Consider the following 18,505-nt stretch of genomic DNA (forward strand, 5'->3'; position numbering starts at 1 on the left):
CGTTCACTCTTACAGCCGTCTGATGTTATTGCTTAATGAGTAATTATCCCTGGGATGAAGAGCTAAGGCCTCCGTATTGCCTGGAGAAATTGTCACCGGATGGTAGAGAAATTTCTTATGGTTTTCTGAGCCTGGCTTGAAAGTGTTGGACTCGACAATTTCGATTGCATAGCGGTCAGGGGTATACACCTCACGGACGTGTACGGGGCCCTGATATCCCGTCACAGATGATTGAGTCTTGTTCATGAGTTGTTCCATCATCGAAAGTCCACCGCCATGAGGACGGTTTGCAGAGTAACAGGAGATTAGATGGATGGGTTGTTGGGAAGCATCGATGCCCAGCTCATCGTTGAGGGCCGCTAGCATCTTGGTACCCGATATCAGGTTACCCCGACTCATCTGAATTTTTCCTGGTGCTCCATGCCCGTAGATGTTCAAGACGAGCCCGGTGGGACTTGACAAGTCCGAGGTCCAGAAAACTGCAAGATCATCCAACCTCGCAGCCCAGCCTTCATAGCTAAAGGCTATTTTTCCGATACCGATGGGTTGATGCCCAGAAGGGTCTCGTAAGTTTATGGGGTCGCCCAACACGTAGGTATAGGCATTAATTCCACCCCGATCGAATGGAGCATCATGATCGGGACTTTGGAATCGCATAATAACCGGATTGTATAGCCTGTAGCCGTTGCCCAGAAGATAATTTCCCGTGAGTGTATCGCGGTATTCTCCTTTGAATCCGAAATGGATGGGGTTTTTCAGTCCGTCATGGCCATAAGGGGAATAGGCGATAGCTCTGCGTTCATGTTCAAAAACGGAGTTGGCCACGTCTGTTGGCATTAACGATGTACGCGGCAGCAAACCTGATTGCTGCAGTGCGAGCAGTTGCTCGCCCTGGCGAAAAGCTGTACGGGCAGTGGTTTTCTCGATGCAGCTATGTTGATGTGCGCCTTGATAAAAAAATCTCATGTCAATCTCCGGTTCTCTCAGAAAATCATCCATGGGAGATGAATGATGTGCAGCTTGAGAGACAAGAAGCTACTGGCAAAATTGACAGGGTCTATGGAGGCATTGCTTGCTGAAGCTCAGACCCCACTCGTTCGTGGCTCGATCAATACATTCACCCCGGTTGATTGTCGAGTGTTAAATTGCTACCTACATTGCCCGAAGATATTAAAGTCTGGGCGCGACAAGGCGGACCACGAGCGTATTACCCAATATATGGGGGGCTTCCTCGCGGTGTGCCGGTCAGGTACTGCAAGATGAAAAGTATGAGCAAAAAATTGGCGAGCCATTACGCTTGAGCGCCTGGTTTGGCAGATGTGCTGATGGGCCGCAAAGCGGCCCGGGATTTCTAATCAGAAAAAGGTCCCGACAATCAATTGCAGGTAAGTCCCGGTATCCCGCCCACCCAGCTGCGTACCGCCATTGGCCGCACTGCGCTCCGGCTTGTAGAACCCCACCACCGGGCTGATCAGCAAGTGGTCGTTGACCATCCATTCCACATACAGATCCAACTCGCGCCCGCCAAGGTTGCCCTGGTCGGTGTCCAGCGTGTCGAAGTCGAAGTACAGCGCGCCGACGGTCAGGTTGTCCCGTGGCTTGCCCTTCAGCGCTACATGGTGCACTTGGCTGTTCTTGTTGAACGGCCCGGCATAGTTGGCTGCCACTTCACCCTGGAACCAGGTGCCGTAACCCCGGCTGAGGCCATAGAACAGTGGGTCGAAGCCTTCGGAGAAGCGGCTGTAGCGGTAGGTGGTGGTGGGTGACCAGGGCAGTTGGGAGAAGGTCCAGCTGCCCTCCAGGTACCAGGCATTCTCGCGCCCGCCGGTCTTGTCCTGGGTCACGTACTCGGCGGCCAGCTCCAGGTCTTTGACGCCCAGGTTGCCGCGCCCGCGCAGGCTGGCGGTGTCCATGCCGTCGCGGTGTTCCAGGCCCATGATCTGCGCGTAGCGCTGGTCCACGTCGAGGCCGCGGATCCAGCTCAGGCCGACGGTACCGGTATCGGCGACGTGCTCCAGGTTGGCGACCGCCAGGGAAGTGTCGGCCTGGTAATGGTTGTCGGACTTCAACCACATCAGGTCACCGCGCCAGCCCTGGTTGCCGCCCAGGCGCAGCACGGCGGTGCGGTCGAAGGCCTTGCGTGCGGCCAGGTAGTAGGCACCGCCGCGATCGAAGTTGGCCCCCAGGTCGACCTTGCCCAGGTTGACCGGGTCACCCTGGATCAGAAAACCATCACCCAGGGTGACGACCTGGCGGCCACCGGAAATGTCCACGCCATCTTCGCCCAGCGCCGGGAACAGGTTGGCCGAGCGCCAGCCCAGGTACAAGTCTTCGATGGCGGTGCGGCGTTCGTCGCCCAAGGTCAGGCCGGCGGCGTCGCCATCGCCCCAGGTGGCGGAACTGAGCAGGCTGAAGGCCCCGTAGAGGGTGCCGCTATTGGCCAGGGTCTGGCTGCCGTTGAGGCCGTATTTGACGTAGCCTTCCTGCCAGGCGGTGCTGCCCGGTTGGCGGTTGCCGGCCTGGTTGAAGCTTTCGTCGCTGTGGAAGACGCCGAACAGGGCTTCGAGGTTGGCGTTGAGGGTGGTGCCATCGTGGTTGTACAGCTCGTAGGCTTGGCTGGCGGGGGCGGTTAACAGCAGGGCCAATGTGCAGGCGAGTGTGTGCCTCATGGGTTTGCTCCATGGTTTTTATTGTTGTTTTTTTGTTGCCTGTGCCGGCCTCTTCGCGGGTGACCCCGCGCCTACAAGGCACGTGATACCGGGTGTAGGAGCGGGTTCACCCGCGAAGAGGCCGGTACAGGAAAAAGGATCAGAGCTTGATCAACACCGATTTCAGCTCGGTGTAGTGCTCGATGGCCGCTGAGCCCATCTCACGACCAACGCCAGACATCTTGTAGCCACCAAACGGCAGCGCCGGGTCCAGCGCGCTGTGGCAGTTGACCCACACCGAGCCGGACTTGATGCGCGGGATCATGCGGTGCACAGCGGCCAGGTCGTTGGACCAGATACTTGCACCCAGGCCGTAGGGATTGTCGTTGGCCATGCCGATCACTTCGTCGATGTCATCGAATGGCATCGCCACCAGTACCGGCCCGAAGATTTCTTCCTGTACCAGGCGGTGACGCTGGTTAACATCGACAAGCACCGTCGGCTTGACGAAGTAACCAGGCCCGAAACCTTCACCCCCGCAGGCGATGGTGGCGCCCAGTTCGCGGCCAAGCTCGATGTAGCCGGTGACGCGGTCCTGCTGCTTGGCTGAAATCAGCGGGCCCATCTGCACCGCCGGGTCCAGCCCGTTGCCCAGCTTCATGGCATTGGCAATTGCGGCGATGTCGGCCACCACATTGTCGAAGTGCTTGCGGTGCACATACAGCCGCGAGCCTGCGCAGCACACCTGGCCCTGGTTGAAGAAGATCGCCGTGGCCGCACCGGCTGCGGCCTCCTGCAGGTTGGCGTCGGGCATGACGATGGTCGGCGATTTGCCGCCCAGTTCCAGGGTGACGCGGGTCATGTTGTCCATGGCCGCCTTGCCGATCAGCTTGCCGACCTCGGTGGAGCCGGTGAAGGTCAGTTTGTCTACGCCGGGGTGGCGGCTGAGCGCGGCGCCGGCGTTCAGGCCAGTACCGGTAACCACGTTGAACACGCCGGCCGGGTAGCCGGCCTCGTCGACCAGCTCGGCCAGCTTGAGCACGCTCAGTGGGGTTTCATCGGCAGGCTTGAGCACCACGGTGCAGCCGGTGGCCAGTGCCGGGCCGAGCTTCCAGCAGGCCAGCAGCAGTGGGAAGTTCCAGGCAACGATGGCGCCAACCACGCCCACTGCCTCGCGGCGCACGAAGCCGTGGAACTGGTCGTTAGGCATCAGCGGCATGGACGCTTCGACGGTGCTACCCTCGATCTTGGTGGCCCAGCCCGCCATATAGCGCAGGAAGTCGATGGCCAGTTGCACGTCCATCACCTGGGCCACGGCGGCGCTCTTGCCATTGTTCAGGCATTCCAGTTCGGCCAGCTGGCGCGCATCGCGCTCCATCAGGTCGGCCAGGCGCCACAGCAGGTTCTGCCGCTCGCGCGGGCGCATGCGGCTCCAGGGCGAGTCGTCGAAGGCCTGGCGCGCAGCGCGCACGGCGCGGTCGACATCTTCGGCCTCGGCGGCCGGCACTTCACCCAGCACCTCGCCGGTGGCCGGGTTGCGGAACGACAGGGTGCGACCGCTGGCGGCGTCCTGCCAGTCGGCACCGATGCGCATCTTCAGCTTGCGTTCGAGAAAGGCGCGGGTGGCGGGCAGGATGGGCAGTTCGGAAAGCATGGGGCTGTGCCTCTTGTCATTGGATGTGACGGGCACTGGCGCAATGGCCGTGCCAACCTGGGCCGATGGCCGCAAAGCGTTGTGGGCGTTGGGTTTTGCCTGAGCGCAAGGCTGCGATTGCCAGGTTGCGCTGTTGCACATTGAGACGGTGTGAGACGGTGGTGAAACAGTGGCTGTTCGGTCTCTTCGCGGGCCCTGTCTCAACATGAAACACCCTGTCGCGAAATGGCACGCTGCAAATGGCCATCCCGGCTCCTGGCCAAGCCCCGAAAACCGCTTAAAGGGTTGAAAGGAAACGCTTTTACCCTAACTGGCACAGTTCCTGTATCACAACCGTCACATGCACACCTGCTGTACCAAAGCGTGCGAAAACGATAAGAACAACAACCGTGGAGGTCTGACCTTGAAGACGACTCGACTCCGGCGGCATGCGGGCAAACTGGCGCTGGTCGCCGCCGCGCTGCTGAGCACCCAGGCCATGGCGGCCGAGCAGGGCCCGAGCCTGTTGCAGAACAAGTGCATGGGGTGCCATATCCCCGAAGGCAACGACACCTATAGCCGCATCAGCCACCAGCGCAAGACGCCGGAAGGCTGGCTGATGAGCATCGCCCGCATGCAGGTGATGCATGGCCTTCAGATCAGCGACGACGACCGTCGCACGCTGGTCAAATACCTGGCCGACAAACAGGGCCTGGCGCCCAGCGAAACCGATGGCGTGCGTTACGCCATGGAGCGTCGGCTCAATACCGTCGAGCACTTCGACACCCAGCTCAGCGAGACCTGTGGCCGTTGCCACTCGGGTGCCCGTGTCGCTTTGCAACGGCGCCCGGCCAAGGAGTGGGAACACCTGGTCCACTTCCACCTTGGCCAATGGCCGTCCCTTGAATACCAGGCCCAGGCGCGTGACCGCGACTGGCTGCCGATCGCCCTGCAGCAAGTGGTGCCGGACCTTGCCAAGCGCTTCCCGATGGACAGCGCGGCCTGGGACGAATGGCAGAAGGCCAAACCCAAGGCGGACGTACTGCCGGGGCAGTGGGCATTCAGTGGCCATATGCTGGCCAAGGGCGATGTACGTGGGGTGATGAGCGTCACGGCCGGAGAGGGCGATACCTTCAAGGTCGAGGTCAAGGGTGCTTACGCCGACGGTACACCGTTCAACGGCAGCGGCTCGGCCATCCTGTACAACGGTTATGAATGGCGGGGCAATGTGAAGGTTGGCGATGCCAACCTGCGCCAGGTGTTCGCCGCGCTGGATGGCGAAATGAAAGGCCGTATGTTCGAAGCCGATCACGATGAGCGCGGCCTGGACTTCAGCGCCGTAAAAGAAGGCAAGGCGCAGTTGCTGGCGGTACAACCGGCGTTCATCAAGGCCGGAGGCGAAAGCGAAATCACCCTGGTTGGCAGTGGCCTGACTGGCAAGCCGGACCTGGGTGCCGGGGTGGAAGTGACCGAAGTGCTGGAGCAGACCCCGACCCTGGTAAGGGTCAAGGCCCGTGCCGCGGCCGATGCCAGGCCAGGGCTGCGCGAGGTGGCGGTAGGTGCGCTCAAGGGCGTGAACCTGGCGGTTTACGACAAAGTCGATGAAGTGAAGGTCGTGCCGGCGTTCTCCATCGCGCGCATTGGCGAGAACGGTGCCTCCGTGCCGAAAGTGCAGGGGCGTTTCGAGGCCGAAGCCTGGGGCAAGGATGCCAATGGCCAGCCGCTGCGTATCGGCTACCTGCCGGCCAGCTGGAAGGTCGAGCCGTTCAACGAGCGTGCTGTCGAGGATGAAGACGTCAATTTCGCCGGGCAGATGCAGGCCGACGGTGTGTTCGTGCCAGGCGGTGCCGGGCCCAACCCTGAGCGCAAGATGATGACCAACAACGCCGGTAACCTGAAGGTCATCGCCACGCTGGCCGACGGTGGCCAGACCGGCGAAGGGCACATGATCGTCACCGTACAGCGCTGGAATAACCCGCCGCTGCCGTAACGGCAGGCTACAACGGTTTTCCAACGGATCGATTATCGGGAGGTCGCCATGGGCGTACTACTGAACCTGGTCGAACGCAACCTGCACGAAGTACAGGTTGATGCCGACCGCATGCTGTTCCATATCCCCAGCAGTTCGCTGTTCACCGCTGACGCGGTGACCGGCGGCATCATCGACACCTTGCGCCAGCAAGGCTGCTCGGCCGAGGAGCTGATGCAGCGCCTTGGCCAGCAGTTTGCCGGCGACGATATCCAGGACACCCTGCGCGAGCTGATCGCGCTGGAGCTGGTCAGCGACGGCTCGCCGCTGACCCCGGAAATCGCCCTCAGGCAAGTCGAGCGCACCGCTCTTAACACCGTGGTGCTCAACGTCAACACCGGTTGCAACCTCAGCTGCACCTATTGCTACAAGGAAGACCTGGACAAGCCTTCCGCCGGCAAGAAGATGAGTACCGCCACCGCCGAAGCCTCGGTGGAGATGCTGCTCAAGGAATCACCCAACGAGCAGCGCTACAGCGTGGTGTTCTTCGGTGGCGAACCGCTGTCCAACCGGCCGTTGATCGAACACATGGTGGCTTACTGCGAGCGGCGGTTCGCCGAAGCGGGCAAGCAGGTGGAGTTCATCATGACCACCAACGCTACTTTGCTGACCGAAGAAATCATCGATTGGCTCAACGCCCACCGTTTTGGCCTGTCGATCAGCATCGATGGCCCCAAGACCGTGCATGACCGCAACCGTATCACCGTGGGCGGGCAGGGCACCTATGACGTGGTGCGGCGCAAGGCCGACCTGCTGCTGTCGCGCTACACCAGCCGGCCAGTGGGTGCGCGGGTTACGCTGACCCGTGGCATTACTGACGTTGAAACCATTTGGAACCACCTGTTCAACGAAATGGGTTTCGCCGAGGTCGGCTTTGCCCCGGTTACCTCTGGCGACATGGCCGACTTCAACCTCACTGGCGACGAGCTGGTGCAAGTCTTCGCCAACATGAAGGCGCTCGGCCGGCGCTACCTGGAGGCGGCACTGGAGCACCGCAACATCGGGTTCTCCAACCTGCATCAGCTGATCACCGACATCCACGAAGGCCACAAGAAGGCCCTGCCGTGTGGCGCCGGGTTGAAGATGCTGGCAGTGGACCACGAAGGTGAGTTGAACCTGTGCCACCGCTTCACCGGCTCCAGCCTGCCCACCTTCGGTAACGTGCACCAGGGCGTGAAGCAGGCGCAGCTCAACGACTTCCTGTCGCAGCGCCTGGACCGCAGCAACACCGGCTGTGAAAGCTGTCGCATCCGCAACCTGTGCTCCGGCGGCTGCTATCACGAAAGCTATGCGCGCTACGGCGACCCGCAGCACCCGACGTATCACTACTGCGAGCTGATGCGCGACTGGGTGGACTTCGGCATTGAAGTCTACAGCCGCATCATGGCCGCCAACCCGGCCTTCATCGATCGCTACATCACCCCGCGGAAGGCGCACTGACATGAAGCACTTGAAGCCCCTGAACAACAAGGCGCGCATCCTGGAGCAGGCCGCCGCCGAAGACCGTGTCGAGGAAGTGATGGCAATGAGCGCGGTGGCCGGCTGCACGGCCACTACCGACCCCGGCTGGGAGGTGGACGCCTTTGGCGGCGTGAGCTCGCTGTGCCAGCCGATGGAGGCCGACCTTTATGGTTGTTCCGACCCTTGCTGGTGGCCGGCCCAGGTGCCGGACATGATGAGCACCTACCAGGACTGGAACGCCCAGGCGACCAACTCGGCAGAGGACTGGCGCAACCTCGGCACCGTGTTCCCGAAAGACAAGTGACGGCCCAACAAGAATGACAAGGGGAAACCGCATGAAAGCTGGACGCTGCGCGCCATTGGCGCTCACCATCGCCGCCATGGCTTGCGCCGGGCTGGCACAGGCCGACGACACTGGCCCGGCACTCAAGGCTGGCCACGAATACATGATCGTGACCAACTACCCGAACAACCTGCATGTGGTCGATGTGGCCAGTGACACGGTCTACAAGAGCTGCCGGATGCCGGACAAGTTCGGCCCTGGCACCGCAATGATGGCGCCGGACAATCGCACCGCCTACGTGCTCAACAACCATTACGGCGACATCTACGGCATCGACCTGGACACCTGCAAGAACACCTTCCACGCCAACCTGTCCAGCGTAGCCGGTGAAGTCGGCCGGTCGATCTATTCGTTCGCCATCAGCCCAGACGGCAAAGAGGTGTATGCCACGGTCAACCCGACCCAGAGGCTGAACGACCATTACGTGGTCAAGCCACCCCGGCTGGAGGTGTTCAGCACCGCCGATGGCCTTCAGGCCAAGCCCGTACGCAGCTTCCCGATGCCGCGCCAGGTGTACCTGATGCGCGCCTCCGACGATGGCAGCCTGTACGTTGCCGGGCCGGACATTTACAAGATGGACGTGAAGACCGGCAAATACTCGGTAGCCCTGCCGCTGCGCAACTGGAACCGCAAAGGCTACAGCGCCCCGGATGTGCTGTACTTCTGGCCGCACCAGAGCCCGCGCCATGAGTTCACCATGCTGTACACCATTGCCAAGTTCAAGGATGACAAGCAGGACCCGGCCACCGCCGAACCGCTGTATGGCTACCTGAGCATCGACCTGAAGACCGGCAAGACCCACACCCAGGAGTTCGCCGACCTGACCGAGCTGTACTTCACCGGCCTGCGCTCGCCCAAGGACCCGAACCAGATCTACGGCGTGCTCAACCGCCTGGCCAAGTACGACATCAAACAGCGCAAGCTGATCAAGGCGGCTAATCTGGAGCACACCTACTACTGCGTGACGTTCGACAAGAAGGGCGACAAGCTTTACCTGGGCGGCACCTTCAATGACCTGGCGGTGTTCAACCCAGATACGCTGGAAAAGGTGAAGAACATCAAGTTGCCGGGTGGTGACATGTCTACCACGACGCCGCAGGTGTTCGTTCGCTAAACCGGTGTGTGCTTCTTCGCGGGTAAACCTACAAAGGACGGCGCCACATTTGAGGCCGGTGGAGGTTTTTGTAGGAGCGGGTTTACCTGCGAAGAGGCCAGCACAGAAAACACAAGAACAACAAGAGAACGCCCATGCCCCAGCCAAGCTACACCCAGGGCAACCAGGACAAGCCCCTGCTGACCCAATGCATCGGCGACGCCTTCGACGCCACCGTGGCCCGCTTCCCCGAGCGTGAGGCGCTGGTGGTTCACCATCAGGCCCTGCGCTACACGTGGCGGCAACTGGCCGACGCCGTCGACCAGCACGCCCGCGCGCTGATGGCCCTGGGCGTGCAGCCCGGTGACCGTCTTGGCATCTGGGCACCCAACTGCGCCGAGTGGTGCATTACCCAGTTTGCCAGCGCCAAGGTTGGCGCGATCCTGGTCAACATCAACCCGGCCTACCGTTCCAGCGAACTGGACTACGCCCTTGGCCAGTCCGGCTGCCGCTGGGTGATCTGTGCCGATGCGTTCAAGACCTCCGATTACCACGCCACGCTGCAGGGCCTGCTCCCGGGCCTGGCCAACGGCCAACCGGGCGCGCTGATCTGCGAGCGCTTCCCCGAGCTGCGTGGCGTGGTCAGCCTGGCGCTGTCGCCACCGCCGGGCTTCCTGGCTTGGCACGCATTGCAGGCCCGTGCCGAGGTTGTCAGCGGCGAGGCCCTGGCTGCGCGCCAGGCACAACTGCGTTGCGACGATCCGATCAACATCCAGTACACCTCAGGCACCACCGGTTTCCCCAAGGGGGCCACCCTTAGCCACAGCAATATCCTCAACAACGGGTACATGGTCGGTGAAAGCCTGGGCCTTACCGAGCACGATCGGCTGGTGGTGCCGGTGCCGCTGTACCACTGCTTCGGCATGGTCATGGCCAACCTTGGCTGCATGACACACGGCAGCGCACTGATTTACCCCAGCGATGCCTTCGACCCGCTGGCCACGCTGCGGGCAGTGGCGCAGGAAAAAGCCACTGCGCTGTATGGCGTGCCGACCATGTTCATTGCCGAACTGGACCATCCGCAGCGTGGAGAGTTCGACCTGTCGAGCCTGCGCACCGGGATCATGGCCGGCGCGACCTGCCCGATCGAGGTGATGCGCCGCGTGATTGGCGAGATGCACATGGCCGAAGTGCAGATTGCCTATGGCATGACCGAGACCAGCCCGGTGTCCTTGCAGACCGGTGCCGCTGACGACCTGGAGCGTCGCGTGACCAGCGTCGGTCGCACCCAGCCCCGGCTGGAGAGCAAGGTGGTGGACGCCGAAGGCAACACTGTCCCGCGTGGCGAGATCGGCGAACTGTGCACCCGCGGCTACAGCGTGATGCTGGGTTACTGGAACAACCCCAAAGCCACCGCCGAGAGCATCGACGCAGAGGGCTGGATGCACACTGGCGACCTGGCGGTGATGGACGAGCAGGGCTATGTGCGTATTGTCGGACGTAGCAAGGACATGATCATTCGCGGCGGCGAGAACATTTATCCGCGCGAGCTGGAGGAGTTCTTCTTCACCCATCCGGCGGTGGCCGATGTGCAGGTGATTGGCGTGCCGTGCAGCAAGTACGGTGAAGAGATCGTGGCCTGGGTGCGGCTGCATCCGGGGCATGCTGTCAGTGAGGACGCGTTGCGTGAGTGGGCGAGGGCGAGGATTGCGCACTTCAAGGTGCCCAGGTACTTCCGTTTTGTCGACGCGTTTCCGATGACGGTTACGGGCAAGGTGCAGAAGTTCCGGATGCGCGAGATCAGTATCGAAGAGCTGTCTGCCAGATGACCTTTTACGTGCCCAAGGTGAACGCCTTGCTCAAGATTCGAACATCCTGCGCGGTCGCCCGTAGGAGCGGGTTCACCCGCTAAAGGGCCGGCCCTGCTGGCCAGTGAACTACCTGTGTTAACGGTGTCATGCCCTCAGTCCTGCAGCCGTTCCGGGCTGTTGAAGTTGCTTAGCCGGCGATCACTCTCGGCGCACTCCAGCCCCTGCACCGCCTCGCGCAGCAAGGCCTTCTGCAAACTCCGCTCACCCGCTGCCCAGGCCTGCTCCAGCGCCGGCAACACCCGCTTGGGCAGTACGCTGAACATCGGCTGCCAAAAACCACCCTGACGCACCATTGCCGCGCTGTTACCGGCCACTGCCAGCCGCAGCAGGCCCTCGATCAATTCGCGATCAACCAGCGGCGCATCGCAAGCCAGCACCACCACCCACCCATGACGTGCCACCTTGAGCCCGGCAATCACCCCCGCCAGCGGCCCTGGGAAGTCGGCTTCTGCATCGCCCACCAACCGGTCGGCGTATGCCCGGTAATCCGCCTGGTTGCGATTGCAGGAAATCACCAGGTCGTCGCTCAGTGGCCGCACCACTCGATGAACATGTGCAATTAACGGCTCGCCTCGCCAGTCCACCAGGCCCTTGTCACGGCCGCCCATGCGCTGGCCGCGGCCACCGGCGAGAATGAGGATGGAGCAGGGGGGGCGTGCATCAGGCATGAAAAAGGGTTCCGGGCAGTCATTGCCGGGAACCCTCCCATTTCACGCGGGGCTTGTCCAGTCAGCTTTCGCGGGGCACGGGTTGCCCGTCGCTGTCATGCGCCTGGCGTCGCCGGGACAGGCGCATCACCACCACGAAGAACACCGGCACGAACACCACTGCCAGCGTGGCGCTGAGCATGCCGCCGATCACCCCGGTGCCAATCGCTTGCTGGCTGGCAGAGCTTGCGCCGCTGGCGATGGCCAGGGGCACCACGCCGAGGATGAACGCCAGCGAAGTCATCACGATCGGCCGCAGGCGCAGGCGAGCCGCTTGCACGGCGGCGTCGACGGCGTCCACGCCCTGGTCTACCAGATGTTTGGCAAACTCGATGATCAGGATGGCGTTCTTCGCCGACAGGCCAATCAGCGTGATCAGGCCAACCTTGAAGAAAACGTCGTTGGGCATACCGCGCAAGGTCACCGCCAGCACCGCACCGAGCACGCCGAGCGGAACGACCAGCAGCACCGCAGTCGGGATCGACCAGCTTTCGTACAGCGCAGCCAGGCACAGGAACACCACCAGCAGCGACAGCGCCATCAGCAGCGGGGCCTGGCTACCGGACAGCCGCTCCTGCAATGACAGGCCGGTCCATTCCAGGCCGGTACCGGCCGGTAGCTGCGCCACCAGCCGCTCGACTTCGGCCATGGCTTCGCCCGAGCTGTAGCCGGCGGCTGGCTCGCCAGAGATCGACACCGCCGGGTAACCGTTGTAGCGGGTCAGTTGCACCGGGCCGCTGACCCACCTGGCCTGAACGAACGCACCCAGTGGCACCATCTTGCCGCTGTCGTTGCGCACGTGAATGTTCAGCAAGTCTTCGACCTGGCTGCGCTGGTCACCTTCGGCCTGCACCACCACCCGCTGCATACGGCCCTGGTTGGGGAAATCGTTGACGTAGCTGGAGCCCACTGCCACGTCCAGCACCGTGCCGATATCGGCAAACGACACGCCCAGTGCATTAGCCTGACGGCGGTCGATTTCCAGTTGCACCTGCGGGCTTTCCGCCAGCGAGGCTTCGCGCACGTTGGTCAGCACCTTGCTTTTGCTGGCGCTTTCGAGCAACTGGTCACGGGCTGCCATCAGCTCGGCGTGGCCCATGCCGCCACGGTCCTGAAGGCGAAATTCGAAACCGGTCGACTCACCGAGGCCGTCGATGGGGGGCGGCAGCACCGAATAGGCTATCGCGTCCTTGAGCTGGGTGAAGGCCATGGTCGCGCGGTCGGCGATCGACTGGGCGCTGTCGTCGGCGCCGCGCTCGGACCAGTCCTTGAGGGTGGTGAAGGCCAGCGCCGCGTTCTGCCCGCTACCGGAGAAGCTGAAGCCGAGGATCAAGGTGGTGTTGCCCACGCCCGGTTCTTCGGCGTTGTGCGCCTCGATCTGCGCGGCTACCTGTTCGGTGCGCATGCGGCTGGCGCCCGGCGGCAGTTGAATGTCGGTAATGGTGTAGCCTTGGTCTTCGGTGGGCAGGAACGCCGTAGGCAGCTGGCTGAAACCGTAGCCCAGCACCGCCAGCAGCACCGCGTACACCAGCAGGTAGCGGCCGCTGCGCTTGAGCGCCTGCACCACCCAGCGCTGGTAGCCGTTGCTCATGCGTTCGAAGCGGCGATTGAACCAGCCGAAGAAGCCTTTGCGTTCATGGTGCTCGCCCTTGGCCACGGGTTTGAGCAAGGTGGCGCACAATGCCGGGGTCAGGCTGAGGGCGAGAAACGCCGAGAACAGGATCGACACCGCCATCGACAGCGAGAACTGCTGGTAGATCACCCCCACCGAGCCTTGCATGAAGGCCATGGGCAGGAATACCGCCACCAGCACCAGCGTGATGCCAACGATTGCACCGCTGATCTGGCCCATGGCCTTGCGTGTGGCGTCCTTGGGCGGCAAGCCTTCTTCGGCCATGATGCGTTCGACGTTCTCCACCACCACAATGGCATCGTCGACCAGAATGCCGATGGCCAGTACCATGCCGAACAGTGTCAGCACATTGACCGAGAAGCCCATGGCCAGCATCACGGCGAAGGTGCCCATCAATGCCACTGGCACGACCAGGGTCGGGATCAGTGTGTAGCGCAGGTTCTGCAGGAACAGGAACATGACTGCGAACACCAGCAGCATGGCTTCGAACAGGGTGTTGATGACCTGCTCGATCGACACCTTGACGAACGGCGAGGTGTCGTAGGGGATGTCGTACTTGACGCCTTCCGGGAAGTAGCGCGCCAGGTCCTGCATCTTCGCCCGTACCAGGGTAGCGGTTTCCATGGCGTTGGCGCCGGGTGACAACTGCACGCTGAAGGCCGTGGCCGGTTTGCCGTTCAGGCGCGTGCCGTACTGGTATTCCTGGGCGCCGATTTCAACCCGGGCGACATCCCCGATGGTGACCGTGGAGCCGTCCGGGTTGGCACGCAGGACAATGGCAGCAAACGCTTCGGGGCTGCTCAACTGGCCTTTGACCACCACGTTGGCGGTGATTTCCTGGGTGCTGCGGCTGGGCAGATCGCCGATGCTGCCAGGGGCCACCTGGGCGTTCTGCGCGGCGATGGCTTCGGCCACATCGTTGGGTGTGAGGTTGAAGCCAATCAGCTTGCGCGGGTCGATCCAGATGCGCATGGCGCGTTCGGAGCCATACAACTGGGCCTTGCCGACGCCCTTGAGGCGGCGGATTTCGTCCATCACGTTACGTGCCAGGATGTCCGACAGCGCGGTTTCATCGAGTTTGCCGTCTTCGGAGGTGAGGGTGGCCAACAGCAGGAAGCCGGTGGACACTTTCTCCACCTGCAGGCCTTGCTGGGTGACCGGGCGTGGCAGGCGCGACTCGACCACCTTCAGGCGGTTCTGCACGTCGACCTGGGCCAGGTCCGGGTGGGTGCCCGGGGCGAAGGTGGCGGTGATGGTGGCGCTGCCCAGGCTGCTCTGCGATTCGAAGTACAACAAGTTGTCGGCGCCATTGAGCTCTTGCTCGATCAGGCTGACCACGCTTTCGTCCATGGTCGCCGCCGAGGCGCCTGGGTACACGGCGTAGATTTCCACCTGCGGCGGTGCCACGTTGGGGTACTGGGCGACCGGCAGCTGCGGGATGGCCAGCGCGCCGGCCAGCAGGATGAACAGTGCGACCACCCAGGCGAATACCGGGCGATCGATGAAGAATTGCGGCATGAATCAGGCCCTCACTGGCCGGTATGCTGTGCGATGGGCGGGGCAGCGGGTGCGTTGTCGACCTGCACCTGGTCACCGGCCTTGACGTGCTGCAGGCCTTCGACCACCACCCGTTCGCCGGCCGCCAGGCCCTCGCTGACGACCCAGCGGTCGCCTTGGGCGCTGCCCAGTACAACCTGGCGGTCGCTGACCCGGGCGTGCTGGTCTACCACCAGCACCTTCGGCACACCGGCGCTGTCACGCAGGATGGCGCGTTGCGGCACGCTCAGGCCCTTGGGTTGCACCGCTTGCTCCAGGCGTACCCGCACGTAGCTGCCAGGCAGCAGGTCGAGGTCCGGGTTGGGGAACTCGCTGCGCAGGGTGATCTGGTTGGTGCTGGGATCGACACTGATGTCGGAGAACAGCAGCTTGCCCGGCAGCGGGTAGGCGCTGCCGTCATCCTGGATCAGCGTGGCGCGTGCCTGGCCGTCGCCCACCTGCTGCAATTCGCCAGCGCGCAGGGCGCGGCGCAGCGCGTTGAGCTCACGGGTAGACTGGGTGACATCGGCATGGATCGGGTCCAGTTGCTGGATGGTCGCCAGCGGGGTGGTTTCGTTTTGCCCGACCAGCGCGCCTTCGGTGACCTGGGCGCGGCCGATACGGCCGGAGATCGGCGCGGTCACGGTGGCATAGCCGAGGTTCAGCCGGGCGCGCTCCAGCGCCGCCCTGGCTTCGGCCACTTCGGCATCGGCCTGCAGGAAACTGGCCTTGGCGTTGTCGTATTCCTGGCGGCTGACGGCTTTGTCGTCGACCAGCTCGCGGTAGCGCTGCTCTTGCAGGCGCGCCTGGTACCGGGTGGCCTCGGCCTTGGCCAGCGTGGCGCGGGCGCTATCGTGGTCGGCCTTGAACGGTGCCGGGTCGATCAGGAACAGTACATCACCCTGCTTGACGTCGCTGCCTTCGCGGTACACCCGCTTGAGCACCACGCCTGCGACCCGCGCACGCACTTCGGCGGTGCGTGGCGCGAGGATACGGCCGCTGAGTTCGCTGCTGATGGCCAGTGGCTGCAGTTGCAGGGTTTCCACGCGCACTTGCGCAGTGGGGGCCTGGTCGTCTGGCTCGGCGCTGTCGCTGCAGCCGGCCAGGGACAGGCTCAGCAATGCCATGAGCGCCAACGGGCGCAGGCACGGGGAGAGGGTAGTAGGCATGCGGATCTTCCGATGATGACCGTGTATATGCTAAGTCAGACGCTGCCTGGGCGGCTGTTAATACCTGTAGGGCGAGTGTGAAAAAGTGTGAAGAATGATCCTGTCGAGTGGTTGGGTTCTATATTCTGCATGGGCCTGTGCTGGCCTCTTCGCGGGTGAAGCCGCTCCGACGGGGACCTGCAGGAGCGGGTTCACCCGCGAAGCGCTCGCCACAGGCTTACTTCAACCCAGACGCCCAAGCACCTATGCCGAATATTTTCCTGGTCGAAGACGACAGCGCCCTGTCCGAGCTGATCGCCAGCTACCTGCAACGCAACGACTTCCATGTCCAGGTGATCGCCCGGGGCGATCATGTGCTGGACGAGTACCGTCGGCAAAGGCCTGACCTGGTCATCCTTGATCTGATGCTGCCGGGCATCGATGGCCTGCAGCTGTGCCGGCTGCTGCGCCAGGAGTCGCAGACCCTGCCAATCCTCATGCTGACGGCCCGCGACGACAGCCATGACCAGGTGCTTGGCCTGGAAATGGGGGCCGACGACTACGTGACCAAACCCTGTGAGCCACGCGTGCTGCTGGCCCGCGTGCGCACGCTGCTGCGCCGCAGCAGTGTCAACGAACCGCGCCTGGAAAACGACCTGATCCTGATTGGTGGCCTGCGCATCGACCTGGCCGAGCGCACGGTGAGTTGGCGCGGCGAGGAGGTGGAGCTGTCCAGCGGCGAGTACAACCTGCTGGTGGTGTTGGCGCGCAATGCCGGTGAGGTGATGAACCGCGACCGTATCCTGCAACAACTGCGCGGCATCGAGTTCAATGGCACCGATCGCTCCGTTGACGTGGCCATTTCCAAACTGCGGCGCAAGTTCGACGACAACGCCGGCGAAGCGCGCAAGATCAAGACCGTGTGGGGCAAGGGCTACCTGTTCAGCCGTGTCGAGTGGGAGTGCTGATCGGCCATGCTCAAGATCCTGGTGCGGTTGTACCTGGTGATCATCGTCGCCTACGCCGGCGCATTGCTGTTCATCCCTGACACCATTGTCGGCCTGTTCCGCGACCGGTTCATGGCCTACAACCTGGACCAGGCCAAGGGTGTACAAGCGTTGATCGTGCGCCAGTTCCGCCAGGCCCCGCGCGAGCAGTGGCCAGCGGTGGAGCAGGAACTGGCCAGTGATTTCGCGCCGCTGGAACTGCAGCTGCTGCGCAGGGATCAGGCCGGTTTGAGCGATGAGGAGCAGGCGCGCCTGGAGCATGGCCTGTACGCAGTGCGCATTGCCGAGTGGGGCTATTACGAGACGGTGCTGGCGCCGCTGGACAAGGAGTGGCTGGTACGCCTGCATTCCCCGCCAGACCCGCTGGACATCAACGTGCTGTCGTGGGGCGTGACCGTATTGATTGGTGCAGCCATGCTGGGTTGCCTGCTGCTGTGGGTTTGGCCGCACTGGCGTGATCTGGAGCGCCTCAAGGAGACCGCTCGGCGCCTGGGCCAGGGGCAGATGGCTGAGCGTACGCACATTTCGCCTCACTCCAACATTGGTGAGCTGGCCGGGGTATTCGACACCATGGCCAGTGACCTGGAACGCCATGTCAACCAGCAGCGTGAACTGCTCAATGCGGTATCGCACGAGTTACGCACGCCACTGACCCGGCTGGACTTCGGCCTGGTGCTGCTGTTCGACGAAGTGCCGCCAGCCAGCCGCAAGCGCCTGCTGGAGCTGGTCGGGCATGTGCGCGAGCTGGATGAACTGGTGCTGGAGCTGCTGTCCTACAGCCGGTTGTACAATGCCGATCAGGCGCGAGAGCGGGTGGAGGTATCGCTGCTGGAGCTGGTCGACAGTGTGCTTGGGGGCTTTGCCGAGGAACTCGATGGCCGGGGTATCCAGTGGGAAGTGCGCGCCGAGGGTGAGTTGCCGCGCTTTGTACTGGACCCGCGACTGACGGCGCGCGCGGTGCAGAACCTGGTGCGCAATGCCATGCGTTATTGCGATGAAAGCCTGTTGCTGCGCCTGCGCCTGGAAGCCGATGGCGCCTGCTTGCTGACGGTTGAGGATGACGGGATTGGCGTCCCTGTGGAGGAGCGCGAGCGGGTGTTCCAGCCGTTCTACCGTCTGGACCGCAGTCGCGATCGCAACACCGGTGGTTTTGGCCTGGGGTTGGCCATCAGCCGCCGGGCGATCGAGGGGCAGGGTGGTACCTTGACCCTGGCGCAGTCGGCGCTGGGTGGGGCGCAGTTCAGGATTCGTTTGCCCGCCGGATGATGTTTCACCTGGTCTGCCAACTGGCTTGATCCCAACGCAAAGCGGTCTTGGCTTCATGCAACACCTGGGCAGGGACGGCGCCGCCACGCGTTGTTCGGCCCCAGCGGGTCCAGCCCTTCAACGCCTATGG

At 62.9% G+C, this 18,505-nt stretch carries 13 protein-coding genes; 7 read left to right on the plus strand and 6 right to left on the minus strand.

Annotation, left to right across the window (positions count from 1 at the left end):
• Window positions 1-9: 9 nt before the first annotated feature.
• From I8746_RS08470 to I8746_RS08480, 3 genes are all read right to left on the minus strand, one after another.
• Window positions 10-966, minus strand: a complete 957-nt coding sequence (locus tag I8746_RS08470) for an RHS repeat-associated core domain-containing protein (RefSeq protein ID WP_060544951.1) — start codon at window positions 964-966, stop codon at window positions 10-12.
• Between the two features lie 389 nt (window positions 967-1,355).
• Window positions 1,356-2,669: an alginate export family protein gene (locus I8746_RS08475; protein WP_221100451.1), complete on the minus strand. Its 1,314-nt coding sequence runs from the start codon at window positions 2,667-2,669 to the stop codon at window positions 1,356-1,358.
• A 139-nt stretch (window positions 2,670-2,808) separates the two neighbouring features.
• Window positions 2,809-4,302, minus strand: a complete 1,494-nt coding sequence (locus I8746_RS08480; RefSeq protein ID WP_161774042.1) for an aldehyde dehydrogenase — start codon at window positions 4,300-4,302, stop codon at window positions 2,809-2,811.
• Between the two features lie 403 nt (window positions 4,303-4,705).
• Here I8746_RS08480 and peaA point away from each other — a divergent pair, with 403 nt between their 5' ends.
• From peaA to I8746_RS08505, 5 genes are all read left to right on the plus strand, one after another.
• Window positions 4,706-6,271 carry a quinohemoprotein amine dehydrogenase subunit alpha gene (peaA, locus tag I8746_RS08485; RefSeq protein ID WP_221100452.1) on the plus strand — a complete coding sequence of 522 codons (1,566 nt, stop codon included), beginning with the start codon at window positions 4,706-4,708 and terminating at the stop codon, window positions 6,269-6,271.
• Between the two features lie 48 nt (window positions 6,272-6,319).
• Window positions 6,320-7,750, plus strand: a complete 1,431-nt coding sequence (gene peaB, locus I8746_RS08490; RefSeq protein WP_019437499.1) for a quinohemoprotein amine dehydrogenase maturation protein — start codon at window positions 6,320-6,322, stop codon at window positions 7,748-7,750.
• Window position 7,751: 1 nt separating this feature from the next.
• Window positions 7,752-8,075: a quinohemoprotein amine dehydrogenase subunit gamma gene (gene qhpC / locus I8746_RS08495; RefSeq protein WP_014590799.1), complete on the plus strand. Its 324-nt coding sequence runs from the start codon at window positions 7,752-7,754 to the stop codon at window positions 8,073-8,075.
• A 31-nt stretch (window positions 8,076-8,106) separates the two neighbouring features.
• On the plus strand, window positions 8,107-9,228 hold the full coding sequence (gene peaD / locus I8746_RS08500) for a quinohemoprotein amine dehydrogenase subunit beta (RefSeq protein ID WP_221100453.1): 1,122 nt from the start codon (window positions 8,107-8,109) through the stop codon (window positions 9,226-9,228).
• Window positions 9,229-9,362: 134 nt separating this feature from the next.
• Window positions 9,363-11,036, plus strand: a complete 1,674-nt coding sequence (locus tag I8746_RS08505) for a fatty acid CoA ligase family protein (RefSeq protein ID WP_012052164.1) — start codon at window positions 9,363-9,365, stop codon at window positions 11,034-11,036.
• 134 nt (window positions 11,037-11,170) lie between these two features.
• On the opposite strand, the gene mobA is transcribed toward I8746_RS08505, so the two are convergent.
• The 3 genes from mobA to I8746_RS08520 form a co-directional block, all read right to left on the minus strand.
• On the minus strand, window positions 11,171-11,746 hold the full coding sequence (gene mobA, locus I8746_RS08510) for a molybdenum cofactor guanylyltransferase MobA (protein WP_012052165.1): 576 nt from the start codon (window positions 11,744-11,746) through the stop codon (window positions 11,171-11,173).
• Between the two features lie 61 nt (window positions 11,747-11,807).
• Complete coding sequence (locus tag I8746_RS08515; RefSeq protein ID WP_012052166.1) at window positions 11,808-14,936, minus strand: efflux RND transporter permease subunit; 3,129 nt, start codon at window positions 14,934-14,936, stop codon at window positions 11,808-11,810.
• Between the two features lie 11 nt (window positions 14,937-14,947).
• A complete protein-coding gene (locus I8746_RS08520; protein ID WP_017148311.1) occupies window positions 14,948-16,123 on the minus strand; it encodes an efflux RND transporter periplasmic adaptor subunit in 1,176 nt (391 codons plus the stop codon).
• A 245-nt stretch (window positions 16,124-16,368) separates the two neighbouring features.
• On the opposite strand from I8746_RS08520, the gene I8746_RS08525 reads away from it, so the two are divergent.
• Together I8746_RS08525 and I8746_RS08530 are read left to right on the plus strand one after the other, a co-directional pair.
• On the plus strand, window positions 16,369-17,070 hold the full coding sequence (locus I8746_RS08525) for a response regulator transcription factor (protein WP_003253889.1): 702 nt from the start codon (window positions 16,369-16,371) through the stop codon (window positions 17,068-17,070).
• A 6-nt stretch (window positions 17,071-17,076) separates the two neighbouring features.
• Entirely contained in the window at window positions 17,077-18,375 is a 1,299-nt protein-coding gene (locus I8746_RS08530) for an ATP-binding protein (protein WP_012052168.1), read from the plus strand.
• The last annotated feature ends 130 nt before the right edge of the window (window positions 18,376-18,505 follow it).

It is taken from the genome of Pseudomonas sp. USTB-Z (assembly GCF_019691255.1).
Lineage (GTDB): Bacteria > Pseudomonadota > Gammaproteobacteria > Pseudomonadales > Pseudomonadaceae > Aquipseudomonas > Aquipseudomonas alloputida.